The sequence below is a fragment of the Brucella sp. NBRC 14130 genome (genome assembly GCF_040371715.1).
Taxonomy (GTDB): Bacteria; Pseudomonadota; Alphaproteobacteria; order Rhizobiales; family Rhizobiaceae; genus Brucella; species Brucella intermedia.
Genome location: NZ_BAABTE010000003.1, coordinates 344378 through 368753, shown reverse-complemented (window position 1 = coordinate 368753; position 24376 = coordinate 344378). Strand labels below are relative to the sequence as shown.

Genomic DNA, 24376 nt, shown 5'->3' with positions numbered 1-24376 from the left:
AACGGGCGGTAAACACCGCCCGTCTTGTTTCCGTAATAATGCGGACCTTACAGAACCTTGCCGGGATTCATGATGCCAGCCGGATCGAAGGCCGCCTTGATGCGGCGCATCAGGTCGAGCGCGACATCCTGCTTGAAGAAGGCGAGTTCCTCACGCTTGAGCTGGCCGATGCCGTGTTCCGCCGAGATCGACCCCGTATAGCTCGCAACAATCGTGTGAATACGATGATTCAGCTCGTGCCAGCGCGCCAGGAAGGCTTCCTTGTCGGCACCGACCGGCTGCGAAACATTGTAGTGCAAATTGCCGTCGCCGATATGGCCGAAGCAGACGATGCGCGCGCCGGGGATCATTTCCAGCGTCGCGGCATTGGCCTCATGGATGAAGGCGGGGATGGAAGCGACCGGCACCGAAATATCGTGCTTGATCGAGCCGCCCTCCGGCTTCTGCGCCCAGGACATTTCCTCGCGCATCTTCCAGAAGGATTGCGCCTGAGCCACGCTTTCACCGATGGCGGCATCCTGAATGATGTCGTTCTCGAAAGCTTCGGTGAGGATCGTTTCCAGCGTCGCGCGCGCATCCTCTTCCGAGCGGGAAGAGGAAATATCGATCAGCACATACCAGTCATGCGGGCTTTCCAGCGGATCGCGCACGCCATCGACATGGCGCACGGTAAATTCCACGCCGACGCGGGGCATCAATTCGAAGCCGGTCAGCGAGGGGCCTGCATGTTCGGTGGCAAGCTGGAACAGGCGCAGCACGTCTTCCGGGCTGCGCAGGCCCGCATAAGCCACGCCCTTGCCCTTCGGCTGGGGGAAGATTTTCAAAACCGCCGCCGTGATGACGCCAAGCGTGCCTTCCGAGCCCACGAACAGGTCTTTCAGGTCGTAGCCGGTATTGTCCTTCTTGACGTAGCGAAGATCATTCAAAACCTCGCCGGTCGGCAGCACGACTTCGAGGCCGAGGCAAAGCTCGCGCATATTGCCATAGGCAAGCACTGCCGTGCCGCCAGCATTGGAGCCAAGATTGCCGCCAATCTGGCACGAGCCTTCCGCACCCAGCGACAGCGGAAACAGGCGACCGGCTTTTTCCACGGCGTCCTGAAGGTTTTTCAGGATCACGCCCGCTTCGAGCGTTACCAGATTGCCAACCGTATCAAGATTGCGGATGCGGTTCATGCGGCCCAGCGAAAGAATGATGGCCGTGCCGCTTTCATCGGGCTGCTGCCCACCGACGAGACCGGTATTGCCGCCCTGCGGCACCACCGGCGTCTTCGTTTCGCTGGCAAGCTTCATGATGGCTGCGACTTCTTCCGTCGAGCCCGGACGGAGAACAAGCGGCGTGCGGCCATGATAGAGATCGCGCTGCTCGATGAGATAAGCGGCGAGATCTTCCGGCGCGGTCAGCGCATTCTTTTCGCCCACGATGGCGGAGAAACGTTCGATCAGAGCGGTGTCCAGCATAGTCTGTCTCTTGAATTCAAAGGGAGGATTAACGCGGGGCCGCCGCGCGTTTCAAACGGTCGTTGATGGCCTCGCCGAGACCTTCAAAAGGGATGGGTTCGACAGCGATGGTGGCGGCACCTGTCGCGTCCAGCCTGCGCATGAAATCGAAGAGATTGGCCGCAGCCTCGCGCAAATTGCCATCGGCGCTCAGGTTCATGATCGTTGCCGCGCCTTCTGCACCCGCCACGCGCTGCGGGCCGAAGGCAAGCAGCGCCTCACCCGGCTGCACCGAACCAACATCGAGCCGCATCGCCGCGTCAGGCGCATAATGCGATGCCATCATGCCCGGCGCCTGAATTGCGGAAGTGTGGTCGGCACGCACCAGCTTTTCGCCAATCACAGCCTCGATTTCTTCCGCGGCCAGCCCGCCCGGACGCAGCAGATGCACCCTGTTGCCGTCAACCTTGACGATGGTGGATTCAACCCCGACGCCACAAGGGCCTGCATCAAGGATCAGGTCCAGCCTGTTGCCGAGATCGCCCGCGACTGCGCTCGCGCTCGTGGGGCTGATGCGGCCTGAGGTGTTGGCGCTTGGCGCAGCCACCGGGCTGTCGAGCCCCTCGATGATATCGCGCACGCGGCCAAGCGGCATACGGATGGCGAGCGTTTGCAGCCCTGCGGTCACGAGAGGATGGATTGGCCGATCCGTATCCTGCCGGTTTTTCAGGGGCAGCACGATGGTGAGCGGCCCCGGCCAGAACATTTCGGCAAGCTTGCGTGACAGAGCGTCGAAAGTGACATAGCGCTCGGCCATGGCAATGCCGCTTACATGGGCAATCAGCGGATTGAACTGCGGGCGTCCCTTGGCCGCGAAGATGCCGGCCACGCCCTCGCCGTTGGACGCGTCTGCAGCAAGGCCATAGACTGTCTCGGTCGGAATGGCGACGAGACCGCCGCGCCGCAGCACTTCCACTGCGCGCAGGACCGCCTCATCATCGAATTTGACTATATCGGACACTGGTTTTCCGCCTCTCGGGCGTCCCAAGTTAAGCCCGTTCTGCCTACACAAGCTGAGGCCCCTGCGCAAGCAAGCTCCGCCTCTGTCCGGGCACAATCACGGCGAGACGATCATGATTGCGCATGAAAAATTGCGTTTTGTTAGGTTTTTCAGGGCATGGTGCGTTTATTCATGCGTGAGGTGAATAATGTTATCGCGATTTATCGCTATTTCGCTAATGGCCATCGGACTGCCCGCAATGGCGTTCGCCAACGGAAGCGAAGGCGCGCCGTCGACCTATCAGGTCGGCTCCATCGACTATATCGGCTATGACAAGATCGGGGCCAACGGCCTGCCGGTCTGTGGTCCCTGCGCGGAAAAGCAGGCCGCCGAACTCGACGCACAGAAGGCAATCGAGGCACGCCGCAAGCGCGCCCGCGCCTATATGGCCCGCATGCAAGGCCAGCCCGTCCCGGATGATCTGCTCGAGCCCGCCGCCACGCCGGCGGAGGATTTCGACCCCGCCAAGCCGGTGCGGGTGGTTGGCGACGCCTGGGCAGCGGCATCGGATGAAACCGATCTCGGTTCCCTCGAACTCAGACCCGGTTTGAAATAAGCAGGACGCACGACGGGCGTTGTGCGTTTTCCCTCAGCCCTTCGAGACGCCTCCCTTCGACAAGCTCAGGGAGGCTCCTCAGGATGAGGGAAAATGGAGCCGCACGCGGCTGATTATCAGCCAGCGATTTTCGAGAAATCCGCCACCTTGCCGGTAGCCGCACGAATCTGATCGAGCAATGCCAGACGATTGGCGCGGACATTTTCATCCTCGTCGTTCACCAACACCTTTTTAATGAAAGTATCGACAGGACCGCGCAGCTTGGCAAGCGCCAGCATCGCGCCGTTGAAATCTTCACGGGCAATGGCAGCCTCGGTATCCTTCGAAGCCAGAGTGACGGCTTCAAAGAGTGCCTTTTCTTCCGCCTCGCGCAACAAAGCCGGGTCCACGTGGTCGGCGACCATCGTACCTTTCTTTTCCTCGGCAGCGAGAAAATTGGCGGCGCGCTTGGTGCCTGCCAGAAGGTTCTTGCCGTCTTCCTCGTTGATGAAGACGATCAGCGCTTCCAGACGGCGGGCGACCAGCAGCAGATTGTCGGCTTCCGGCGACAGCACCGCGTCGATGGCATCGTAACGGGCGCCTTCTTCCTTCAGATGCACCTTGAAACGGTCATGGAAGAAGGAGAGAAGATCGGCCAGCACTGGTTCGGAAGATGCTTCCGCCTCGGCACGAGCCTGCTTTTCATAGCTGGCCAATGCGTTGTCCACATCTTGCTCGCCGTCGACATCGCCGGAATTTTCCGCAGCGAGCCTGGCTTCAAATTCACGAAGCTTACGCTGCACCTGACCTTCTTTCAGCGCGGCAAAGGCCGAACGGAAGAGCGGCAGCAGCGGGAATTTCCATTCCTGCGACAGCAGTAGACGGATCACGCCCAGTGCTGCACGGCGAAGCGCGTAAGGGTCTTTCGAGCCGGTGGGCTTTTCATCGATTGCCCAGAAGCCGACCAGCGTGTCGAGCTTGTCGGCAAGCGCGACGGCAACCGAAACCGGGTTCTTCGGCACCACATCGGACGGGCCTTGCGGCTTGTAATGTTCTTCAATGGCTGCGGCGACGGCCTCGTTTTCGCCCTGAAGAGCCGCATATTTGCGGCCCATCGCGCCCTGAAGTTCAGGGAATTCGCCGACAACTTCCGTCTGGAGATCGGCCTTGGCGAGCACGGCTGCGCGAGTGGCGAGCTTTGGATCGGCACCGACCAGCGGCGCGATCTGGGCAGCGAGTTCGCGAATGCGTTCGACGCGCTGCCCTTGTGTGCCAAGCTTGGCATGGAAGGTCACATTCAGTGCATCCAGACGCGCCATGCGCTGATCGAGCGGCTTCTTCAGGTCGAGACCGAACTTCTGTGCCGAAGCGGCCAGCTTGTCGAGGTCGGGCAAATCGTGCTGGTCGGTGTGCCAGAAATAGAGCGCATCCGACAGGCGCGCGCGCACCACCTTGCCGTTGCCATAGGCGATTTCCGTGCCGCCGTCGCGGGCTGCGATGTTCGACACCAGAATGAATTTGTTGGAAAGGGCTTCCGTTTCGCCCTGCTTGCGGGTGACGAAGCATTTCTGGTTGGCGCGGATGGTGAGGCGGATGACTTCCGGCGGGATGGCCAGAAATTCTTCCTCGAACTCGCCCATCAGCACGACCGGCCATTCAACCAGACCAGACACTTCTTCCAGAAGTCCCTCGTCTTCGACCAGCTCAAGGCCGGAAGCGAAGGCGAGATTATGCGCGTCTTGCGAAATGATTTCCTTGCGGCGCTCGGCATCGAGAACCACGAAAGCCTTTTCGAGCTTTTCGACATAATCCTCGAAACGGCGCACCTTGATTGCCTGACCATCGCTCAGGAAACGATGACCGTAGGTGACATTGCCCGATCTGATGCCATCAACATCGAAATCGATGACCACGGTTTCCTCTGTTTCAGGGCCGAAAGTGCAGAGGATTGACTGCAACGGGCGCACCCAACGAAGCGAACCCGGCTTGGCAGAAGCCGCACCCCAGCGCATGGATTTCGGCCATGGGAAATTGCGGATCGTATGCGGCACCAGCTCGGCGACGATTTCTTCCGCAGCGCGGCCCGGCTTCGTCAGATGGGCGACGTAGAAATCGCCCTTCTTCGGGTCGGAATGCACATGCGCCTGCGATACATCGCTCAGGCCTGCCTTGCGCAGAAAACCCTGAATGGCCTGTTCGGGTGCTGTGACCGACGGGCCCTTGATGTCCTCATGCACGTCCTTGGAGCGCACGGTAAGGCCACGAATATCAAGCGCCAGACGGCGCGGCGTCCAGTAGGCGGTCGCCGCTTCGTAAGTTAAACCAGCTTCCACCAGACCATCGGTAATCATCCTTTTCAGATCACCGGCAGCCTTGCGCTGCATGCGAGCGGGAATTTCCTCGGAAAAGAGTTCGAGCAGTAGATCAGGCATCACACAGCCTCATTCTTGTAATTAAAGCCGCCTGCATCGGTGAGCAGAAATGCCTCGCCGCACTGACGCGCAAGATTGCGCACGCGCAAGATGTAGCTCTGGCGCTCGGTAACCGAGATCACGCCACGCGCATCCATCAGATTGAAGACGTGGGATGCCTTGATGCACTGGTCGTAGGCCGGGAAAACGCTCTTGTGCATTTTATGATTGGCGTCAGGTGCCGGAGCACCGGCTTTCAGAATGGCCTCGCACTCGCGCTCCGCATCGATAAAATGCTGATGCAAGGCCTCGGTATTGGCCATTTCGAAATTGTAGCGGGAATATTCCTGCTCGGCTTGCAGGAACACTTCGCCATAGGTGACCTTCTCGTCGCCTTCGAGACCATTGAAGTTGAGGTCGTAAACATTGTCCACGCCCTGCACATACATGGCGAGGCGTTCGAGACCATAGGTCAGCTCACCGGAAACCGGCGAGCATTCAATGCCGCAGACCTGCTGAAAGTAAGTGAACTGCGACACTTCCATGCCGTCGCACCAGCATTCCCAGCCGAGGCCCCATGCGCCAAGCGTCGGGCTTTCCCAGTCGTCCTCCACGAAGCGCACGTCATGCAGCGTCGGGTCGAGACCGATCGCGCGCAACGAACCAAGATAAAGATCCTGAAGGTTCGGCGGCGACGGCTTGATGATCACCTGATACTGGTAATAGTGCTGGAGACGGTTGGGATTTTCACCATAGCGTCCGTCCTTCGGACGGCGCGACGGCTGCACATAGGCAGCCCTCCACGGCTTCGGCCCCAGCGAGCGCAGCGTCGTTGCCGGGTGGAACGTACCCGCGCCTACTTCCATGTCGTATGGCTGCAGAATGGCGCAACCGTGTTCCGCCCAATAGTTATGGAGCGTCAGGATCAAACCCTGAAAGGAACGGGTGGGATGCATATGTGCTGGCAACGTACTGGACACGGGGTCGGGCCTCGTAATTGAAATGATGGCCCGGTCTAATTTGTCAACACGGCAGGGTCAAGCATGACATTTGATCGCTGAAAGCGCCAGACCGGCAAACATTGCGGCACCGGGCCAGACCGGACATATGCAATCGCCCAAACATAATAACGTTCTTTATGATTAAAACGGAAATTAAATATACAAAATAACATACTAATAGTTGCTTATTTAAAGCGCACATGAATCTTGATAAACGGCACTTCCAATTTTGGAATCAACAGGTTTTCATGTGACTTGGAATAAGCCAGTAGTAGTAAAATCGAATAATTTATTATATAATATTGCATCTACACGCAATGCAGAATGGTTTCTGCTTAAGCACTGGCCCTTGTTTGAGCCTTCGGATTTAGACGAGGTATTGTTGTCATGCCTGTTGAGCTGGCCGGAGAATGCCGCAGCAGAGCAGCGCGCCAGAGTAAAATTCATCCGGGCTTGCGCCAATGCCGGCATTCTGGCTGCTGGTGTCGCGAATGGTGGCGACGTCCCTCAACACATCATCGCCACGAAAATGAGACCCGCTGCAAGCGGTCAGCCCGACATCTGTCTCCCGCCTTCCGCTGTGAAACGCATGCCTAGGAACAGGAAGCGGTTTCGGTCAAGACACGCCTCGCAACGAAGAGTGAAAGCGCTGTGCACCGCCGCCTATGCGACGGCGCAGCAATTCTCAATCCGCAGCAGGCTTGTCTTCGGCAGGCTTTTCCGTCTTGGCCGATGATTGGCCCGCGACATCGGGCAGCCCCTTCTTGAGCTTTTCCTCGATCTTGACCAGTTCTTCGGGTTCGGGCTTGCCTGCAATTGCATGGTTCCACTGGAACGTCGCTTCCAGAAGCCGCCCGACGCGCCAATAGGCATCGCCCATGTGATCATTGATCGTCGGATCTTCCGGGCGAAGCTTGACCGCCTTTTCCAGTTCGATCACCGCTTCCGGATAGCGTCCGAGCATGTAGTAGGCCCAGCCGAGCGAGTCGACGATATAACCGTCCTGCGGTCGCAGCTCGACCGCCTTCTTGATCATGCCCAGCGCTTCATCGAGATTCTCGCCGCGGTCGACCCAGGAATAACCGAGATAATTCAGCACCTGCGGCTGGTCGGGATAAAGCTCAAGCGCCTTGCGGAAATTGGGCTCCGCCTTGTCCCATTCCTTCAGGCGTTCATAGGCAATGCCGCGTTGATAAAAGACCGGCCAGTCCTTGCGTTCCGGCGTCTTTATCTGTTGGACGGCAGCATCATAAATTTTCGCCGCGTCGGCGAAATTCTTGTCCTGCGCATAGACGCCGCCGAGCGCCAGATAGGTGCGCATGTCGGTCTTGTCGCGTTCCAGCAGTATCTTGAGCTGCTTGATGGCGTCCGCCGACTGGCTGTTTTCGGCCAGATTGAGCGCGCGCTGCATTTCGGCATCGCGGCGGTAAGGCGATTTTTCCGGCACGCGGCCATAATATTCGATGGCCTTTTCCGGCTGGCGTAATTTCGCGGAAATATCGCCCAACTGATAAAGCGTCGCATCATTATCCGGGCGCAGCGGCAGCGACATCTGCAGATACAGCTTGGCGAACGCTTCCGCACCGCTGCGGTTGATCGCGGTTCCAAGCGTATAGAGCGCCTCGGCGGCACCTTCCTGCGCGGTCTTGATCAGGCGGCCATATTTCTCGCCAGCCTCGATCTTTTCGCGCATTTCGGTGATCGTCATGCGACCGTTCAGAAGCTCCTCGGCATCTTTCAAAATCTTGATCGCGCCTTCCTTGTCGCCCTGACGGAGCTTGAAGGAGGCATAGGCCATGACGATGCGCTCATATGTATCGGGCGCAGCACTTCCGCCCGGCCGGTCGTCGACTGCCTGTTGGTAGAAATCACGCGCTTCCTGCTTCTGGCCGGCAAGATCGGCTATCAGCGCGGAATTATAGGTGCGGAACAAGCCGTACCATTCCGGCCCCTGCATCTTCTGGATATCGGCGAGCGCCTGTTTCGGATTGCCCTGCCCGACCTTCACCCATGCGCTCATGAAGCCGGTCGAGAGACGATCCATATCGGATTGCAGGGACAGCATCAGAAGCGGACCGACCTTGCGATATTGCTTGCGATTGATCGCATCGATGGCCAGCGCCACGCGGGAAAACCGCTCTATGTCGGGAACATTCTTCAGTTCTTCCGCCAGAGGCAGCGCGTCGTTGAACCGGCCTTCGGTCAGCAAGACCAGCAGCAGGTCCTGCTTGATCTGCGCATTGCCCGGGTCGAAGGCCATGGCCTGACGGTAGAAATCCACGGCAGCGGCGAGATTGTTGTCGGATTCGGCTGTGCGGGCGGCAAGATATGCCCCGGCGAACGAACCGGCGCGGACAGGGGGCGATGCAGGATCGGTTGTCGCCTTGGCCAAAGCGCCGCTTGTCGGGATTGCAATTCCCGCCAGAAGCGAGAGCAGCAAACCATAAAGCGGGCGGTATTTCGATCCTTGCCGCATAAAGCCCTATCCTCTTCTCAAATCCCTGTGACAGATACCGGCAAGCAAACCACAAAAGCTCCGAAGTGCCGGGCACGCTGTCTCTTTGCCGGAAAAGGCACCCCAAGCATGGCCTTTTTGGGATGGCGGGGCAAGAAAAGCATCCGTGATAGAATGCTTTTCCCGAGTATTCTTGGCCTGCAAGGATGCGGGCCGGTCAGTTCACACGGCTGATGCAGAAATCGATGACTTCGATCAGCGCGTCCTTCTGCGGCGTCGCTTTCAAAGGCGCCAGGGCGTCGCGGGCGATCTCGCCGAAATGCCGCGCGCGCTGCACCGTGTCGGCAATCGCGCCGTGCTTCGTCATCAGGCCGATGGCCTTCTGCAAGGATGCGTCGTCGCTAGCGCCCTCTTCGATCGCGTGTTTCCAGAAAGCGCGCTCATCGTCGGTGCCGCGGCGATAGCTCAATATAACCGGAAGGGTAATCTTGCCTTCGCGGAAATCGTCGCCGGTATTCTTGCCGAGATCGGCTGCCGAACCGCCGTAATCGAGCGCGTCATCGACGAGCTGGAAGGCAAGGCCGAGATTGAGGCCGTAGTCGCGCAAGGCTGCGCGATCCGCCGGCCGCGCGCCAGCGATGATCGGGCCAACTTCACCGGCAGCCGAAAACAGCGCCGCAGTCTTGGCCTTGATGACCGCCAGATATTCGTCCTCGGTGGTTTCCATGTTCTTGGCGGCGGCAAGCTGCATCACTTCGCCTTCGGCGATCACCGAGGCCGAGGTCGCCAGGACGTCCAGCGCGTCGAGCGAGCCGACATCGACCATCATCTTGAAGGCCTGCCCCAGAAGGAAATCGCCGACGAGAACGCTCGCCTGATTGCCCCAGATCATGCGCGCCGTGCTTTTGCCGCGACGCAGATCGCTTTCGTCGACCACATCGTCATGCAGAAGCGTTGCGGTGTGCATGAACTCCACGGCGGTGGCGAGACGCACGTGGCTATCGCCTTCGTAGCCGAACATGCGGGCGGCTGCGAGCGTCATCATGGGACGCAGGCGCTTGCCGCCGGAGGAAATCAGATGATTGGCAACTTCCGGTATCATTTCGACATCGGACCCGGCGCGGGAAAGGATCATCTCGTTCACCCGCGCCATATCGGCTTTCGTCAGATCGACGAGCGGCTGAACCGATCCTTCCTGTTTCTTTTTACCGTCCAGATTCAGAACCAAACCCAATGCCATTTCTCCTAGCTGCCCGGCCACATTATTGAAACGGACCGGATTGCTCAAGTCGCAACTGGCCCCACAGCGCCCCCAAAGCGCTCCCGAGCGTTACTATTCCGACGCCTGTTCACCATTGAAGGAAGCTGTTGTCAATGCGGTGCATTCGCTACAAAGTGTTCACATGATCGAACTTATCCGTACGAATGATTCCGTTCTGCTGTCCTTTGCCGAAGCCTTGATGAAAGAGGCCGGGATCGCTTATTTCATCGCAGACACGAATATGAGCATCATTGAAGGTTCTCTCGGCGTTTTGCCGCGCCGCCTTCTGGTCAGCGATGACCAGGTTGAGGAAGCACGGCAAATCCTGATCGATGCCAAGATTGAACACGAACTGCGCGATCAATGAATCCCGAAACCGAAAATGACGCAGGAGAAACCCTCGATGTGTTCCATCGTGGGGCATTTCACCTTGTCCAGCCCGCATTGAAGGGCCATCGCTCCGGTGTGGATGCGATGATTCTGGCCAGTACGGTTCCGAACGGCTTTGCCGGACGCGTTGCCGATCTTGGCAGCGGCGCGGGTGCTGCCGGGCTTGCCGTCGCCTCCCGCTGCGCTGGCGCCACCGTCACCCTTGTCGAGCGCTCCGCTTTCATGGCCGGTTTTGCCCGCAAGAGCATCGACCATCCGCTGAATGCGGCTCTGGCAGGCCGCGTCAATGTAATCGAGGCCGATGTGGCCCTGAGAGGCAAGGCGCGCATCGCCGCCGGACTTGCCGACAACAGCTTCGATTTCGCCATCATGAACCCGCCCTTCAACGAAGCGCGGGATCGCAGCACGCCCGACCCCCTGAAGGCGGAAGCGCATGTCATGCCCGAAGGCATGTTCGAACAATGGGTGCGCACTGCGGCAGCAATCGTGAAACCCGGCGGCGGCATCGCCATCATCGCGCGGCCCGGTTCCATCTCTCCCATTCTCGAAGCCCTGTCGGGACGGTTCGGCGGCATTAGTATCGTTCCGGTCCAGCCGCGCCCGGACGCGGCGGCAATACGTATCGTCGTGACAGGAATACGAGGAAGCCGCGCCGGTCTCTCGCTGATGCCCGCACTTGTTCTGCACGGCAACGAGGGACATGGCTTCACGCCGCGCGCCGATGGCATCAATAACGGGCTCGACGCCCTCGTTTAGAGCGGGACAAGCCATCCATCCGTGAACGATTTGCCTGCGCAGGCGCTTCGCATCTCTGCTGGAAAATGCACTAACTCCTCGGCTGTGCCAGCACGACCAGATTGCGGTCCGGGTCGCGCAATCTCAGAATCATCCTATAATCCGCTGCTTCGATATTGCCGGGGCGAATCCCGTCGAATGAAAGCCGCGCATGTTCGGCGCGCACATCGCCGACGATCAGTGTCAGCGTGCCATGTCCGGCATCGGCCGGATTCTGGTAGAGCTGGAAGCCTGCGGAGGGGCCGTGATGCCATTCCGCCAGCCCCTGCATCGGCCGCGCATCCGGGTTACGGTCGAAGATCGTGGCAAACCATTCGGTACTGCGCTCGAGTTCGGAACAACTTAATTGGGCGACAATAGTTGTGAGCACCATCGTGGTCTCCTCCCGGATCGGATAACACGGCAGCATTTCATAAGTTCCGGCGGCCCGGACCCGCCGATTTCGGACAATGGGGGGCGATTTTGATTGAAACCGTGGATTCCAGCCAATATCTCTAAACCGCAATTTTCGTTCTGCGGCTCCCCGCCGCCCTTTTCCGAAAAAGCGAAACAACAAACGATAGAGCAGGCAACGGGAACCAATGAATCACAGCTCAAACAACAGCCGCCCCGTATCAATCATGCGGCGCTTTCTGGATAGCGAATCTGCAGGTGGCATCAGCCTCATGGTGGCGGCAGCGCTCGCGCTCATAGTGGCGAACTCTCCGTTCTCGCACGTCTATTTCGAAGCGCTGCACCTCTATATCGGTCCGCTCAGCCTTTCTCACTGGATCAACGATGCCTTGATGGCGGTGTTCTTCCTTCTCGTGGGCCTGGAAATCAAACGCGAGTTTCTCGACGGACAGCTGGCAAGCTGGCCAAACCGCATGCTGCCCGGCATTGCCGCCGCTGGCGGCGTCATCCTGCCAGCCATCATCTTCTCGGCGCTCAACTGGCATGATCCCGTCAAGCTGCGCGGCTGGGCCGTGCCCTCCGCAACAGACATCGCCTTTGCGCTTGGCGTTCTGTCGCTTCTGGGATCGCGGGTGCCCTCGAGCCTCAAGGTGTTTCTGGCGACGCTTGCAATTCTGGATGATCTTGCGGCTGTCGTCATCATCGCCATTTTCTACACGGCTGAAATCTCCATGCCCTATCTCGGCGGGGCTTTTGCCGCCGCCATCGTTCTGCTCATCATGAACCGGATGGGCGTGATGAAGCTTTTGCCCTACCTGATCGGCGGCGCGGCGCTGTGGTTCTTCGTGCTCAATTCCGGCGTCCATGCAACAGTCGCGGGCGTGGTGACGGCACTGATGATCCCGCTGAAACCCGCCCCCGGAAAGCCTGACGACATGTCGTCGCCGTTGCATGTGCTGGAACATGCGCTGGCCAAGCCCGTCGCTTTCATCATCGTGCCGGTTTTCGGCTTCGCCAATGCGGGCATATCCTTTGCCGGCCTCGACGCTTCGGTCATGCGGGATACGCTTACGCTTGGCATCATGCTTGGCCTCTTCATCGGCAAGCAGCTTGGCGTCTTCGGGGCGGCCTGGCTTGCGATCAAGACCGGTCTCGCGCAAAAGCCGCTTGGCGCCACGTGGACGCAGCTTTACGGCGTGGCTATCCTGTGCGGAATCGGCTTCACAATGAGCATCTTTATCGGCCTCCTCTCCTTCCCGTCCGACCTCATGCAGGCGGAAACCAAGATCGGCGTGCTGGCGGGCTCGGGTCTGTCGGCGATCTGCGGCTATATCCTGCTGCGGCTGGTCACCAGGCCGAAAAGCGCCTGACGAAACAAATACCACCGCCCGGAAACAAATTTCCGGGCGGTTTTCTTTGTGTTTCCCATATTGCTCCCTACATTGCGGCTGAGAGATTCAGTTCAGGAGTTTGCCTTGCCCGGTTTATTGACGCGTCTTGTTCCGCGCCGCTTCCGCCCGGTTTCCATCGAGATACCAGTCGTGCGACTGCATGGCGCCATCATGTCCGGAGGCTCGGCGTTCCGCCCGTCGCTTTCCATAGCGTCGACGGCAGCGATCCTCGAAAAGGCGTTCACCGACAAGGAAGCGCCCGCCGTCGCCATTTCGCTCAACTCGCCGGGCGGTTCGCCAGTGCAATCCCGCCTGATCTACCGGCGTATCCGTGATCTCGCCGCCGAACATCAGAAGAAGGTTTTCATCTTCGTCGAGGATGTCGCCGCCTCGGGCGGCTATATGATCGCGCTGGCCGGTGACGAGATCATCGCCGATCCGTCATCGATCGTCGGTTCTATCGGTGTCGTGTCGGCCTCGTTTGGCTTCCCCGAGCTTTTGAAGAAGATCGGCGTGGAACGCCGCGTCTATACGGCAGGCTCCAACAAGGTGACGCTCGATCCTTTCCAGCCAGAAAAGAAGGCAGACATCGAGCGGCTGAAATCCTTGCAGCTTGAAATCCACGAAACCTTTATCGACATGGTGAAGGAACGCCGCGGAGCCAAGCTTGCGGAAGACCAGGATCTGTTCACGGGGCTGTTCTGGACCGGCATCAAGGCACAACAGCTTGGCCTGATCGATGGGCTGGGCGATATGCGCAGCTTCCTGCGCAAGACCTATGGCGACAAGGTCAAGCTAAAGCTGGTTGAGCAGAAGCGCAGCCTCCTGGGGCGCAAGGTTCCCGGCGTTGACATGGCGCTCGCAAATCTTGAACCGGCTTCCATTGCCGCGCATCTTGGCGACGGCCTGCTTTCGGTGGCGGAGGAAAAGGCTCTTTGGGCGCGTTACGGGCTTTGAAGAATAGTGGGAAAAACAACGCTCCGGCGAAAAACACCGTCGATTTTCCCACCAATGCTTTGAATTCCTTCGTTTCACCATGATATGGTGTCAGAAAGCGGGGCGGGCCGCTTCCCGCCCCTCCATGAACATTCGGGAACATCCGGCGTTTCGGCCTTCGCAATCCGGCAATCCGATGCGCAACCTTAAGGACTTGAGGCCATGCCCCAGCTCATTTTTCTGCTGCTGATCATCGCCGCCGCCTGGTACGGCTACCGCTCGTTCAAGCGCGAAGCCTCGCGCGTATCACAGCGTGTGCGTCAGGCGGAAAAGGAAGCGCAGAACCGGGCTCACGGCACGTTGGTGCAGGACCCCAAAACCGGCGAATATTACGTCAAGAAGGACTGACCTTTCCTCCACGAACGATTGCCGACGAAGCGATGCGATCGCCGTGTTTTCTCGTGTCACGGTCCACCAGCAGAAATGACCCTTTTTCCGAAAACCGAAACACATGCAGATGCCGGTTCCGCGCCTGCGGTGACGCGCCTGGCTCCCGCCAAGATCAACCTCGCGCTGCATGTGACGGGGCGTCGTGCCGACGGCTATCATCTGCTCGACATGCTGGTGGTCTTTGCCCGCTTTGGCGACATCATCCGTATCGAACCTGCTGAAGTGGACAGCTTTACGGTCTGCGGTCCTTTTGCAACGGGCATACCGCTCGACGGCGGCAATCTGGTTCTCAAGGCGCGCGAGGCGCTGCGTCAACAGACACAGCGAGCTTTGCCGCCCATAGCCATCCATCTGGAAAAAAACCTGCCGATTGCTTCCGGCATAGGCGGCGGATCGAGTGACGCAGCCGCCACCCTGCTCGCACTTGATGAGCTATGGGGCCTCAATCTCGGTTTCGAGAAACTGGCCGTGATCGGCCTTGATCTTGGCGCGGACCTGCCCATGTGCCTGCATGGCGCATCGAAGGGGACGCCGCTTGCCGCGCGCGGCATTGGCGAAAACCTGACTCCGGTTGCCGGTTTCCCCGCCTTGCCCATGCTGCTCGTCAATGACGGAACAGCGGTTGCGACGCCGGATGTCTTTCGCGCGCTCGAAAAGCGCGACCATCCGGCGCTGGCACTTGCCTCTCACCCGGATATCGGCCCTCTTTGCGCTTATCTGCAGACGACCCGCAACGATCTCCTGTCCCCGGCATTGAAACTCGCCCCGCGGATCGGTGACAAGCTCGAACTTCTTCGCCAGAGCGGATCGCTTTACGCACAGATGTCCGGTTCCGGTGCGACCTGCTACGCCATCTACGAAGACATTGCCGCCACTGAACGGGCAGCCGAACACCTCTCGGCCGAAAGACCCGACTGGTTCGTCGTCGCGACCCAAAGCGTCCCCTCTCCCGAGAATAATTTCTGAGCGGCATCGGGTATGAAACCCTGCAAAACCGCTCGATTGTTCACTCTCATTGGACAATATATTGGGACAGACTGTTCGTGCTTTTTGAACAAAAGGCCCTGTACAACAGTTTTGTGAAGGCTGATATATAGCGCAATTAATTGAATATATTATATAATTTAGAATTATCCGTTCTGATTTCAAAAAATTGGCTGCACGAATGTGTGATCAAGAAAACATTTTCGTGACTGGAACCTTTGCTCACTGTCACCCATTTCAGCTGCATCGGAACGACGAACAAAACGCCGCTCCACTTTCCAAGGAGATAGGAAAAATGAAAAAGATTGTTCTTGCTGCCGCTGCCCTTGCTCTTACCGCCGGTGCCGCCTTTGCAGAAAACCCACGCGTTGGCGAACCTGCCGATCTTTACGCAAACGACCGCACCCCGGTTGTTTCCCAGAAGGTCGACTACACTGCTCCCGCTTCGATCGGCCAGTCCTCATTCCAGGACGGTTCGGCTCATCGCTTCGGTGACGCATCGCCTTCGAGCTACCAGAACTAAGTCTTTTCCCAAGACTTGACGACTTGACGCAGGGCGTCGTCAGTGGCCTCCCAGCCGATGACGCCCGGTAAATTCCGGAGTTGGATGTTCCTCCCAACCGTCCAGCTTCACCCAGTTATCTCCCCGATGGATGGCATGGTCGCCACCCGGGAGCCCCGGAAAGGCTTCTATGCCATCCGAAGGGGCGGTTTGTTTCAATGCATTTGTGCGACGCCGAATGTGTCCATTTGACCGCAAAATGCTTCAGAAGGATTATGAGAATGAAGAAGTTTGCTCTTGCTGCCGTTGCCGTTGCCCTTAGCGCCGGTGCTGCTTTCGCTGAAAACCCGCATGTCGGCGAACCTGCCGATCTTTATGCAAATGACCGCACGCCGGTTGCAACGCAGAGCCAGAAGCTCGACTACACGGCTCCTGCCTCGATCCAGAAGGCTCCGGTCTATCAGAACGGCTCGGCTCATCGCTTCGGCGACGCTTCGCCGTCCAGCTACGAGAACTAATCCAGACAGCATGTCTGTTGAAAAAGGCGAAGCCTCAGGCTTCGCCTTTTTGTTTGTTCAGGCTTCGTCGGGCGGCAGGATGGAATGTTTGAGCCGGACCGGCTTCAAGCGCTGCGGAAGCTGTGCGAACGACATGCCGTCGAGCAGCAGCGGCTTTACGACATCCAGGCGAACCAGCAGTCCGGCATCAAGCGTCGCCTTGTGGCCGAAGACTTTGCGGACCGCCCCGAACCCGCCATCTTCCGGCAGCGAGAAGCGCGCGGCGCCACCGCCATGCTCCATGTGTCGGCGCAGAACTTCCTCCCATCCCTCCTGCGGAATGGAACCGGGCGTCAGCAGCAGCACCCATGGTGTGCGGATTTCATCGAGCGCGGTCTCAATATCCATTTCCGCATGGAATGCACATCCCGCGCCCAGCGCGACCAGGACGGTCTCATCCGACGAGCCTCTGTCGATGACCGACACACGTCGCAGCAACCCCTCCACGACCGCCGGCACCAAAGCCGAAAGCGTGTGAGCCAGCGCTCTCTCGGAATTCAGGGTTTCTATGACGACGGACAACATGCGCGCTTCATATATCAAGAATGGGTGAGCGGAAAGCTGACGCTTTTATGTTCTTGCTTTGTTCTGATTCTTGTTATAGGAATAGATTCATCAGAACAGAGTCGCATGGCGGCACGGCACGCACCATAGAACAGCTCCCGATCTTGGAAGGACGCTGTCCCGGTTGGGTTTCGTCGTGATCTACAAAGCCAGATGTTTCCATGCAGGGAGACGAAGATGGAAGTGATCCAGCAGGCAGATATCATCAAGCAGGCCGACAGGGCTGCCTTCGGTAGCGGGCGAGCGGATCACGCCAATGCGGTGATCGGCGAGGCCGGATTGCGCATCGATCACGCCCGCCGGCGCGGACGCGGAGCGGGCATCAATCCGACCGGGCGCTTCGAGCCGACCACGCGCCACGACTTCGACGATGGCTGGACTACGCTTGAGGAGCTGCCGCCGTTCAAGACCGACGTGCAGATCGAAAAGCCGCGGACGATCATCACCCGCAATGATTCACCCGACATCAGTTTCGACCGCTCGATCAATCCCTATCGCGGCTGCGAGCATGGCTGCATCTATTGCTTTGCCCGCCCGACCCACAGCTACATGGGACTTTCTGCCGGTCTCGATTTCGAATCCCGTCTCTTTGCCAAGCCGGATGCCCCGCGTCTTCTGGAGCGTGAACTGGCCAAGCCCGGTTACCAGCCAAAGACCATCGCCATCGGCACCAATACGGACCCTTATCAGCCGGTCGAAAAGAAGTGGCGCATCATGCGCGAAATTCTAGAAGTGCTGGAGGCCGCCAATCATCCGGTCGGCATCGTGACGAAATCCGCTCTGGTCGTGCGGGATATCGATATTCTTGGCCGCATGGCCGAGAAAGGGCTGGCAAAGGTCGCCTTGTCGGTCACGACGCTCGACGCCCATCTGTCGCGCACGATGGAACCGCGCGCCTCGACGCCGACGTTGCGGCTGCAGGCCATCCGCAAACTGGCCGATGCGGGCATTCCCGCCTCGGTCATGATGGGACCGGTTATCCCCGGCATCAACGATCACGAGATCGAACGCATTCTGGATGCCGCCTATGCGCAGGGTGCGCGGGAGGCAGGCTATGTCCTGCTGCGCCTGCCGCTTGAAGTCGCGCCCTTGTTCAAGGACTGGCTGCTGCGCAATTATCCGGATCGCTACCGCCACGTCATGTCGCTGGTGCGTTCCATGCGCGACGGCAAGGATTATGATGCCGAATGGGGCAAGCGCATGCGCGGCACGGGTCCATATGCATGGCAGATCGGCCGCCGTTTCGAAATCACCGCGCGCAAGCTCGGCTTCAATGCACGCCGCCTTCAGTTGCGCACCGATCTGTTCGAATCGGTCGAAAAGGGAGGCAAGCAGCTGTCGCTGTTCTAGAGAATTTCCAGCAAAAGCGTGTGCCGGTTTTGCGTTTGATAAGGCGATAAAGCAAATAGCCGGAGCGGTTTCCGCGTTTCTCTGTGAAGGACTCGCTGTGGAAAAACACCCAAATGTGCAGCCTGTCCCCGCGTCGCTTTTCAACCTGTTCGACCTGCCAGTTGCCTGTTCAATTTCCGTCTGATTGTCCTTCAGACGGAGGGGCCGCCTGCTTTCACGCCACCATCCTCAAGCAGGGCCCTTGCGGAGAATCGGAAGCAATGCGAGCATTGCCGCCAAATGAAACGCTCGGCTTCTGATTCTCCGCTCCTCTTTGACATCCCGATCGCGCCTGACTTCTCGGAAGAGAAAAGGCTGCTTTCGCGTGGCTTGAAAAATATCGTCGGCATAGATGAGGCCGGACGCGGTCCCCTTGCCGGGCCGGTGGTTGCCGCTGCCGTCGTGCTGGATATCGACAATCTCCCGGATGGGCTGGACGATTCCAAGCGGCTTACGGCTGCGAGACGCGAAGCGCTCTACGAAATCATTCTGGCGAAGGCCATCACCGTTTCGGTTGCAAGCCTCAGCGCCCGCAGCATCGACGGAAGCGATATCAGGAAGGCCGCGCTGGAAGCCATGCGGCGCGCTTCCATCGGGCTGACCCTGCGCCCATGTCACGCGCTGATCGATGGCCGCGATGTGCCGCCGGGGCTCGCTTGCCCCGGTTCGGCGCTTGTCAAAGGGGATCAGCGCTCCATTTCGATCGCTGCGGCTTCCATCGTTGCCAAGGTAACGCGGGACCGCATGATGATCCGGGCCGGGGCAGCGCACCCACCCTACGGGTTGGAAATTCATGCGGGCTATGCCACCGAAAGGCACCGTGCCGCCATCGAGACGGCGGGGCCCGTACCCGGCATCCACCGCTACACCTTCGCCCCCATCAAAGATCGCTTCGGCGTTTAAACCGTCGCCAGCCTGGCAGCAAAGCCGAACAGCAGCGCCGCAAAGCCCCAGCGCTGGACCGACTGTATGGCCGGATAACGTTTGAACAGGGTTCCGAGCGATGAGCCTGTAAAGGCATAGAGCGTATCGAACAACAATCCGACCGTGGTCATGACGCCGCCCAGAACCGCGAATTGCAGCGCTATACTGCCATTTCCCGGATGGACGAACTGCGGCAACAGGACGGAACAGAACAGCAGCGCTTTCGGATTGAGCAGATTGGTGAGAAGGCCCTTGCGGGCCGAAGCCAGATAGGACCGCCGTTCACGGACACCGCCAACCGCATCCACTGTCGGCAGAGGATGGCGGATGATCCCTATGGCAAGCCAGACGAGATAACAGGCGCTGACGATCCGCACGCACTGGAACGCCACAGGAAAGGCATGCAGAAGCGCCGCCAGACCGAGCGCGGCAAGGGCCACATGGCACGTGCGCGCTATTGCGAGGCCAGCGGCGGTTGCCAGCGCATGGGCCCTGCCCTGCGCCGCGCCGGTCTGGAGCAGCAGAAGCATGTCCGGCCCCGGAATAAGAAATGCAGCAGCAAGTGCGCCCGCGTATAACCACATCTCGCTCATCAATATCGCCTGTAAGGATCATGCCAAATTGACCGCGACGCAGAGGCTCACCGAGAATGATGCCGATTGCGAAGCAGTGTCATGTCGCAGACTATCCGGGCATGGAGGCGCATGTCCTTGCGATTTGTGGCGCAATGCTTTCTCTTTTTGATATAATCAGCCAACAGAACAACTCAAGTTGCCGGATCATGCCAAAACTTAAGCTAGATGCCATCGACCGCAAGATACTGACGGCACTTCAGGAAGATGCCCGGCTCTCCAATGTCCAGCTGGCCGAGAAAATCGGCCTTTCGCCCTCGCCCTGCCTGCGCCGCGTCAAGATGCTCGAAAAAGCAGGCGTCATCCGGGGCTATCATGCAGCACTGGATCGCAATGCGGTCGGACTTGGCCTGACTGTCTTCGTCGGCATTCGCGTGGAGCGCCATCACGAGGAAACGGCGACCGCGTTCCGTACCTCCGTGCAGAACCTGCCCGAGGTGTTCTCCTGTCATCTCGTTTCCGGGGAATCTGATTTTCTGTTGCAAGTCGTGGTGGCCGATCTTGCAGCCTATGAACGGTTTCTATCCGGCACGCTGCTGCGCCTTCCCGGCGTGATCGACATTCGGAGCAATTTTGCTATCCAGACGGTCAAATCGCAGGGAGAACTGCCGCTTGCGCATCTGACTGAGAACGAAGACTGACTGCACGTCTGTCCATCGGAGCCCGTCATGCCCGACATCGTCAATGCGGTTCTCCCCGGTTCCCAAGGCATTCTTCTGGGCCGTCGCGGCCCGGATCGTCGGGCCTACCCCAACCGGTGGAGTTTTCCGGGCGGGCATGTCGAAGCCGGGGAAGATCTTGATTGCGCGCTGCAACGAGAAATCCACGAGGAACTTGGACTGACGCTTCGCACGTTTTCCTTTCTCACGACGATAGAGATCGCAAAACCGGCAGCTTCATTCCATCTCTATACCGTTACCGCATGGGACGGCCAGCCTGCCATTCGCGACCGCGAACACACCGAGCTGCGATGGTTCACGCCGCATGAAGCAGAGGCATTGGCTGACCTTGCGCTCGAAGAGTACCGCCCGCTGTTCCGCAGATTGCGGGGGAAAGGAAACCGGCCCCGGATCCAACCGGTTTTAAAAACGTTTTCTCGACGTAAAACAAAAACGCCGCCCTTTGGAGGCGGCGTTTTTCTGAAAATTATATGAGCCGCGATCAGTTCAGGTTCGTCTTGACCTGAGACAAGGCATCCTTGAACAGGTTGCCTGCAACCTTTGCATCGACCTTTTCGGCAACGATCTTGCCGGCTGCGGCGACTGCGAGGTCGACCGCCGATGCGCGGACCGCATTGATGGCATCGACTTCAGCCGTTGCGATCTTCTGCTCGGCAAGCTTGTTGCGGCGTGCAACATATTCTTCCGTCGCGCGCTTGGCGTCTTCGAGAAGCGCCTTGGCTTCACGTTCGGCGGAAGCAACGATATCGCTTGCTTCCTTTTCGGCTTCCTTGCGCTTGCGATGATATTCGGCCAGCAGCTGCTGGGCTTCTTCGCGAAGCGTGCGTGCTTCTTCCAGCTCGTTCTTGATGCGGTCAGCGCGCTCGTCGAGCGACCGGCCGACCATGCCCGGAACCTTCAGATAGGCGAGGATCGCCAGAAAGATGATGAGGCCAATCAGTGCCCAGAATGTAGCGTCCATTGTCCTCTCCTCAGGCGTTGGCGGCCTTGACGGCTGCTGTTACCGATGCCTTGTCGGCCTTGGTGCCCAGAAGCTGTTCGACGATCTCCGCCGTGGTTTCCTCGGCAATGTTGCCGACGTCGTTCATGGCCTTGGCCTTGATCGCGGCGATGCGTTCTTCGGCTTCCTTGAGCTTGCCTTCGAGGGCTGCTTCGGCGGAAGCGCGTTCTGCGTCGGCTTCGCCCTTGCCCTTTTCGCGTGCGGCTTCTGCAATCGAAGCAGCCTTGGTGCGGGCCTGGGCCAGTTCCTGCTCATAGGCAGCGATAGCGTTGTCGGCATCCTGCTTGAGGCGGGCTGCCTGCTCGAGATCCTGAGCGATGCGGTCGCGACGGGTTTCGATCACGCCGCCGATGCGCGGCAGAACCACGCGCGACATGAACAGATAGAAAAGCCCGAAGGTAATCGCCAGCCACAGGAGCTGCGAAGCGTAATGGGTGGAATCAAACGGCGGGAATACGCCGCTGCCGTGTCCGGCATCGTGAGCGACCCCGGTTTCGGTGTGCACAGCATCGGCTGCGCCGTGCTCGCCAGCAGCAGGTGCCGGTTGCGATTCGGTGGCGGTTTGGGCAAACGCCGTGGACACGAACATCCAGATTTCCCCTTTAATCCAGCACGATCCGATCCCGATGGAGAAAGACCATGCCTTACTCAGACGACATATGCAAAGGCCAGCCGCGCCTGCATCTTCCAGCGGAACATGACCTCAAGGACCATGTTCCAAAAGCTGCTTCGCGGCCAGCCCGTTTCTTGCGACCGTTGATTAGACGGCGAAGAGGAGCAGAAGCGCGATGAGCAGCGAGAAGATGCCCAGAGCTTCCGTAACGGCGAAACCGAACACCAGACGGCCGAACTGGCTGTCAGCAGCGGACGGGTTGCGCAGAGCGCCGGAGAGGTAGTTGCCGAAGATATTGCCGAGGCCGAGAGCCGTACCGGCCATACCGAAACAGGCGAGACCGGCGCCGATGTACTTTGCTGCTTCCGCTTCCATGTTAAGCTCCTTCTGGATTGAATATAAGCGCGGATTTCAGTTCTGGCGGTCGCCCGCCGGCTTGAACTCAGTGTCCCGGATGTACAGCGTCGTTGATGTACATGCAGGTGAGAACGGTAAACACGTAGGCCTGCAGGAAGGCTACGAGGAATTCGAGTGCGGTGATCGCAACCGTCATGATCAGCGGCAGGACAGCGCCGCCGATGCCGATCGGGCCGAGGGCTGCCAGCGAGACGACGAAGCCCGCAAAAACCTTGAGCGTGATGTGACCGGCAAGCATGTTCGCAAAGAGACGAACCGAGAGGCTGATCGGACGCGACAGGAACGAGATGATTTCAATGGCGACAACCAGCGGCACGATGATGCCGGGAACGCCGCTCGGCACGAACAGTTTGAGGAAGCCGAAGCCGTGCTTGAAGAAACCGTAGATGATGACCGTGCCGATGACCAGAACAGCAAGGGCGAAGGTCACGATGATCTGGCTCGTAACCGTATAGAAATACGGGAAGAGGCCGAGAAAGTTTGCGACCAGAACGAACATGAACAGCGAGAAGACGAAGGGGAAGAACTTCATGCCCTTCGACCCTGCTGAATCCCGCAGGCTGGTGGCCACGAATTCGTAAGCCATTTCCGAAACCGACTGAAGACGGGTCGGGATCAGGCCGCGGCCCGAGGACGTCAGATAAAGAAAGCCCGAAGCGACCACGACGGTTGCGACCATGAAGGCCGAAACATTCGTGAACGACAGGTCAACACCGCCTACGTCGATGGGAATCCACCGGGAAACCTGGAACTGATGGATCGGATCGTTCGCCACCTTAACCTCGTCTGTCTTCCCTGCCCGAAGGCAATTTGGCCTGCCCGAAGGCAACGTTGCTTGCCCAAGGGCGTTTCAGTCTCGGACCAGAAGGCCCACTTGTTCACTTACACTTGAACGAACTTTACCGTGAAGCCCGTCAAGCCCTATTTCTTGTCGTTCTTTTCCGCGCTAGATTTGATGTTGCCCTGTTCGGCAACATATCCAGCGGAACGAAGCACGTTGAGGACGCCCGCACCGAAGCCCAGAAGGAGAAATACGATCAATCCCCAGGGCGACGTACCGGCGACACGATCGATGAACCAGCCTATCAGCGCACCGACCAGAACCCCTGCGATGAACTCGCTGGAAATCTTCATGGCCTGCGCGACCGAACCTGCAGTCGCCGATCGCTCATCCTCGGAAGCAGGCTGCTTGAATACACCTTTTTTGGCCAGTTCGGCCTCCAGGCGATTCAGGCGCTGATCCAGCTCCCCGGAACCGGGCTCATTCCTCGCATTCTTGATCGCACCGGATGGCTTTCCGGGTTCAGTCCCGCGCGCCATTGGCAGCTCCTTTTTTCAAGAAATACGAGGATTTCAATCCCATTTCCAAGTTGCGCGCAACATATTGACACGCCGTCCGCTAGTCAAGGCGGTGCAGGCATTGGTCCAGAAGGTTTTTTATCCAGTAATCTCAATTACTTAGATATTGGTGCGACTCATTTTCCGACCAAAGAACCAGATTGGCCACATTATTGGCCAAAAAAACGGAATCGATTTTGGAGGATCGCGCCATATTCGGGTCCGCTCCAAAGCCGGTTATATGCGCCTGTTCGGGCTT

The 24376-nt window shown here is 58.8% G+C and carries 27 protein-coding genes; 13 read left to right on the top strand and 14 right to left on the bottom strand.

From position 1 onward, the window contains the following. Positions 1-47 precede the first annotated feature (47 nt). On the bottom strand, positions 48-1460 hold the full coding sequence (locus ABWW28_RS07875; protein WP_353390693.1) for an FAD-binding oxidoreductase: 1413 nt from the start codon (positions 1458-1460) through the stop codon (positions 48-50). A 28-nt stretch (positions 1461-1488) separates the two neighbouring features. Then, positions 1489-2460, bottom strand: a complete 972-nt coding sequence (locus ABWW28_RS07870; protein WP_353390692.1) for an L-threonylcarbamoyladenylate synthase — start codon at positions 2458-2460, stop codon at positions 1489-1491. Between the two features lie 238 nt (positions 2461-2698). Here ABWW28_RS07870 and ABWW28_RS07865 point away from each other — a divergent pair, with 238 nt between their 5' ends. After that, positions 2699-3055, top strand: coding sequence for a hypothetical protein (locus ABWW28_RS07865; RefSeq protein WP_353390690.1), 357 nt, complete (start codon positions 2699-2701; stop codon positions 3053-3055). A gap of 116 nt (positions 3056-3171) precedes the next feature. Here ABWW28_RS07865 and glyS read toward each other — a convergent pair whose 3' ends face one another. The 4 genes from glyS to ABWW28_RS07840 form a co-directional block, all read right to left on the bottom strand. Next, positions 3172-5466, bottom strand: a complete 2295-nt coding sequence (gene glyS / locus ABWW28_RS07860; RefSeq protein ID WP_353390688.1) for a glycine--tRNA ligase subunit beta — start codon at positions 5464-5466, stop codon at positions 3172-3174. Further along, positions 5466-6401, bottom strand: a complete 936-nt coding sequence (locus tag ABWW28_RS07855; protein ID WP_039852290.1) for a glycine--tRNA ligase subunit alpha — start codon at positions 6399-6401, stop codon at positions 5466-5468. The genes glyS and ABWW28_RS07855 overlap by 1 nt, the downstream gene beginning before the upstream one ends. 730 nt (positions 6402-7131) lie before the next feature. Further along, complete coding sequence (locus ABWW28_RS07845) at positions 7132-8922, bottom strand: tetratricopeptide repeat protein (protein WP_353390684.1); 1791 nt, start codon at positions 8920-8922, stop codon at positions 7132-7134. Positions 8923-9118: 196 nt separating this feature from the next. Next, positions 9119-10135: a polyprenyl synthetase family protein gene (locus tag ABWW28_RS07840; protein ID WP_353390682.1), complete on the bottom strand. Its 1017-nt coding sequence runs from the start codon at positions 10133-10135 to the stop codon at positions 9119-9121. A gap of 169 nt (positions 10136-10304) precedes the next feature. Here ABWW28_RS07840 and ABWW28_RS07835 point away from each other — a divergent pair, with 169 nt between their 5' ends. Continuing rightward, on the top strand, positions 10305-10529 hold the full coding sequence (locus ABWW28_RS07835; protein ID WP_025089683.1) for a putative signal transducing protein: 225 nt from the start codon (positions 10305-10307) through the stop codon (positions 10527-10529). After that, positions 10526-11308, top strand: a complete 783-nt coding sequence (locus tag ABWW28_RS07830; protein ID WP_353390681.1) for a tRNA1(Val) (adenine(37)-N6)-methyltransferase — start codon at positions 10526-10528, stop codon at positions 11306-11308. Before ABWW28_RS07835 ends, ABWW28_RS07830 begins: the two co-directional genes overlap by 4 nt. A 70-nt stretch (positions 11309-11378) precedes the next feature. On the opposite strand, the gene ABWW28_RS07825 is transcribed toward ABWW28_RS07830, so the two are convergent. After that, entirely contained in the window at positions 11379-11720 is a 342-nt protein-coding gene (locus tag ABWW28_RS07825) for a VOC family protein (RefSeq protein ID WP_353390679.1), read from the bottom strand. Positions 11721-11928: 208 nt separating this feature from the next. Between ABWW28_RS07825 and nhaA the strand changes: the two genes are divergently transcribed. From nhaA to ABWW28_RS07795, 6 genes are all read left to right on the top strand, one after another. Then, positions 11929-13110 carry a Na+/H+ antiporter NhaA gene (gene nhaA / locus ABWW28_RS07820; RefSeq protein WP_353390678.1) on the top strand — a complete coding sequence of 394 codons (1182 nt, stop codon included), beginning with the start codon at positions 11929-11931 and terminating at the stop codon, positions 13108-13110. A 105-nt stretch (positions 13111-13215) separates the two neighbouring features. Continuing rightward, positions 13216-14088 (top strand): S49 family peptidase, encoded by an 873-nt coding sequence (locus ABWW28_RS07815; protein WP_006466165.1) that lies wholly within the window; start codon positions 13216-13218, stop codon positions 14086-14088. Positions 14089-14289: 201 nt separating this feature from the next. Further along, on the top strand, positions 14290-14475 hold the full coding sequence (locus tag ABWW28_RS07810) for a membrane protein (protein ID WP_006466164.1): 186 nt from the start codon (positions 14290-14292) through the stop codon (positions 14473-14475). 75 nt (positions 14476-14550) lie between these two features. Then, on the top strand, positions 14551-15483 hold the full coding sequence (locus tag ABWW28_RS07805) for a 4-(cytidine 5'-diphospho)-2-C-methyl-D-erythritol kinase (protein ID WP_265974343.1): 933 nt from the start codon (positions 14551-14553) through the stop codon (positions 15481-15483). A gap of 313 nt (positions 15484-15796) precedes the next feature. Next, positions 15797-16024, top strand: coding sequence for a hypothetical protein (locus tag ABWW28_RS07800; RefSeq protein ID WP_353390675.1), 228 nt, complete (start codon positions 15797-15799; stop codon positions 16022-16024). Positions 16025-16284: 260 nt separating this feature from the next. Beyond that, positions 16285-16521 (top strand): hypothetical protein, encoded by a 237-nt coding sequence (locus ABWW28_RS07795; RefSeq protein WP_025089686.1) that lies wholly within the window; start codon positions 16285-16287, stop codon positions 16519-16521. 57 nt (positions 16522-16578) lie between these two features. Here the strand turns inward: ABWW28_RS07795 and ABWW28_RS07790 are convergent, their stop codons facing one another. Continuing rightward, positions 16579-17085, bottom strand: coding sequence for a glycosyltransferase family protein (locus ABWW28_RS07790; RefSeq protein ID WP_265974348.1), 507 nt, complete (start codon positions 17083-17085; stop codon positions 16579-16581). Between the two features lie 216 nt (positions 17086-17301). Between ABWW28_RS07790 and ABWW28_RS07785 the strand changes: the two genes are divergently transcribed. Then, entirely contained in the window at positions 17302-18474 is a 1173-nt protein-coding gene (locus tag ABWW28_RS07785) for a PA0069 family radical SAM protein (protein ID WP_183514199.1), read from the top strand. Between the two features lie 279 nt (positions 18475-18753). Further along, positions 18754-19416, top strand: coding sequence for a ribonuclease HII (gene rnhB, locus ABWW28_RS07780; RefSeq protein ID WP_265974353.1), 663 nt, complete (start codon positions 18754-18756; stop codon positions 19414-19416). Here rnhB and ABWW28_RS07775 read toward each other — a convergent pair. Further along, on the bottom strand, positions 19413-20030 hold the full coding sequence (locus tag ABWW28_RS07775) for a LysE family translocator (RefSeq protein ID WP_006472839.1): 618 nt from the start codon (positions 20028-20030) through the stop codon (positions 19413-19415). The two genes, rnhB and ABWW28_RS07775, sit on opposite strands and share 4 nt — an antisense overlap. A gap of 188 nt (positions 20031-20218) precedes the next feature. On the opposite strand from ABWW28_RS07775, the gene ABWW28_RS07770 reads away from it, so the two are divergent. Then, positions 20219-20710: an Lrp/AsnC family transcriptional regulator gene (locus tag ABWW28_RS07770; protein ID WP_025089690.1), complete on the top strand. Its 492-nt coding sequence runs from the start codon at positions 20219-20221 to the stop codon at positions 20708-20710. Between the two features lie 27 nt (positions 20711-20737). Beyond that, entirely contained in the window at positions 20738-21223 is a 486-nt protein-coding gene (locus ABWW28_RS07765; protein ID WP_353390671.1) for an NUDIX domain-containing protein, read from the top strand. 7 nt (positions 21224-21230) lie between these two features. Here the strand turns inward: ABWW28_RS07765 and ABWW28_RS07760 are convergent, their stop codons facing one another. The 5 genes from ABWW28_RS07760 to ABWW28_RS07740 all read right to left on the bottom strand — a co-directional run bounded on the left by ABWW28_RS07760 (position 21231) and on the right by ABWW28_RS07740 (position 24099). Then, the gene (locus tag ABWW28_RS07760; protein WP_006466156.1) at positions 21231-21710 is read right to left on the bottom strand and encodes a F0F1 ATP synthase subunit B; all 480 of its coding nucleotides are present in this window, start codon (positions 21708-21710) and stop codon (positions 21231-21233) included. Between the two features lie 10 nt (positions 21711-21720). After that, positions 21721-22338, bottom strand: a complete 618-nt coding sequence (locus ABWW28_RS07755; protein ID WP_006472927.1) for a F0F1 ATP synthase subunit B — start codon at positions 22336-22338, stop codon at positions 21721-21723. A gap of 171 nt (positions 22339-22509) precedes the next feature. Next, on the bottom strand, positions 22510-22737 hold the full coding sequence (locus ABWW28_RS07750) for a F0F1 ATP synthase subunit C (protein ID WP_006466154.1): 228 nt from the start codon (positions 22735-22737) through the stop codon (positions 22510-22512). A 67-nt stretch (positions 22738-22804) separates the two neighbouring features. Then, the gene (locus ABWW28_RS07745; protein WP_006472926.1) at positions 22805-23554 is read right to left on the bottom strand and encodes a F0F1 ATP synthase subunit A; all 750 of its coding nucleotides are present in this window, start codon (positions 23552-23554) and stop codon (positions 22805-22807) included. Between the two features lie 146 nt (positions 23555-23700). Beyond that, entirely contained in the window at positions 23701-24099 is a 399-nt protein-coding gene (locus ABWW28_RS07740; protein WP_176026345.1) for an AtpZ/AtpI family protein, read from the bottom strand. Positions 24100-24376: the final 277 nt, after the last annotated feature.

What these genes read in the sequence shown, in the direction of transcription:
- ABWW28_RS07875 (WP_353390693.1), bottom strand. Translation starts at nt 1,460, where the DNA reads ATGCTGGACACCGCTCTGATCGAACGTTTCTCCGCCATCGTGGGCGAA.
- ABWW28_RS07865 (WP_353390690.1), top strand. Translation starts at nt 2,699, where the DNA reads ATGGCGTTCGCCAACGGAAGCGAAGGCGCGCCGTCGACCTATCAGGTC.
- glyS (WP_353390688.1), bottom strand. Translation starts at nt 5,466, where the DNA reads ATGCCTGATCTACTGCTCGAACTCTTTTCCGAGGAAATTCCCGCTCGC.
- ABWW28_RS07855 (WP_039852290.1), bottom strand. Translation starts at nt 6,401, where the DNA reads ATGCATCCCACCCGTTCCTTTCAGGGTTTGATCCTGACGCTCCATAAC.
- ABWW28_RS07845 (WP_353390684.1), bottom strand. Translation starts at nt 8,922, where the DNA reads ATGCGGCAAGGATCGAAATACCGCCCGCTTTATGGTTTGCTGCTCTCG.
- ABWW28_RS07835 (WP_025089683.1), top strand. Translation starts at nt 10,305, where the DNA reads ATGATCGAACTTATCCGTACGAATGATTCCGTTCTGCTGTCCTTTGCC.
- ABWW28_RS07830 (WP_353390681.1), top strand. Translation starts at nt 10,526, where the DNA reads ATGAATCCCGAAACCGAAAATGACGCAGGAGAAACCCTCGATGTGTTC.
- ABWW28_RS07825 (WP_353390679.1), bottom strand. Translation starts at nt 11,720, where the DNA reads ATGGTGCTCACAACTATTGTCGCCCAATTAAGTTGTTCCGAACTCGAG.
- nhaA (WP_353390678.1), top strand. Translation starts at nt 11,929, where the DNA reads ATGAATCACAGCTCAAACAACAGCCGCCCCGTATCAATCATGCGGCGC.
- ABWW28_RS07810 (WP_006466164.1), top strand. Translation starts at nt 14,290, where the DNA reads ATGCCCCAGCTCATTTTTCTGCTGCTGATCATCGCCGCCGCCTGGTAC.
- ABWW28_RS07805 (WP_265974343.1), top strand. Translation starts at nt 14,551, where the DNA reads ATGACCCTTTTTCCGAAAACCGAAACACATGCAGATGCCGGTTCCGCG.
- ABWW28_RS07800 (WP_353390675.1), top strand. Translation starts at nt 15,797, where the DNA reads ATGAAAAAGATTGTTCTTGCTGCCGCTGCCCTTGCTCTTACCGCCGGT.
- ABWW28_RS07795 (WP_025089686.1), top strand. Translation starts at nt 16,285, where the DNA reads ATGAAGAAGTTTGCTCTTGCTGCCGTTGCCGTTGCCCTTAGCGCCGGT.
- ABWW28_RS07790 (WP_265974348.1), bottom strand. Translation starts at nt 17,085, where the DNA reads ATGTTGTCCGTCGTCATAGAAACCCTGAATTCCGAGAGAGCGCTGGCT.
- ABWW28_RS07785 (WP_183514199.1), top strand. Translation starts at nt 17,302, where the DNA reads ATGGAAGTGATCCAGCAGGCAGATATCATCAAGCAGGCCGACAGGGCT.
- rnhB (WP_265974353.1), top strand. Translation starts at nt 18,754, where the DNA reads ATGAAACGCTCGGCTTCTGATTCTCCGCTCCTCTTTGACATCCCGATC.
- ABWW28_RS07775 (WP_006472839.1), bottom strand. Translation starts at nt 20,030, where the DNA reads ATGAGCGAGATGTGGTTATACGCGGGCGCACTTGCTGCTGCATTTCTT.
- ABWW28_RS07770 (WP_025089690.1), top strand. Translation starts at nt 20,219, where the DNA reads ATGCCAAAACTTAAGCTAGATGCCATCGACCGCAAGATACTGACGGCA.
- ABWW28_RS07765 (WP_353390671.1), top strand. Translation starts at nt 20,738, where the DNA reads ATGCCCGACATCGTCAATGCGGTTCTCCCCGGTTCCCAAGGCATTCTT.
- ABWW28_RS07760 (WP_006466156.1), bottom strand. Translation starts at nt 21,710, where the DNA reads ATGGACGCTACATTCTGGGCACTGATTGGCCTCATCATCTTTCTGGCG.
- ABWW28_RS07755 (WP_006472927.1), bottom strand. Translation starts at nt 22,338, where the DNA reads ATGTTCGTGTCCACGGCGTTTGCCCAAACCGCCACCGAATCGCAACCG.
- ABWW28_RS07750 (WP_006466154.1), bottom strand. Translation starts at nt 22,737, where the DNA reads ATGGAAGCGGAAGCAGCAAAGTACATCGGCGCCGGTCTCGCCTGTTTC.
- ABWW28_RS07740 (WP_176026345.1), bottom strand. Translation starts at nt 24,099, where the DNA reads ATGGCGCGCGGGACTGAACCCGGAAAGCCATCCGGTGCGATCAAGAAT.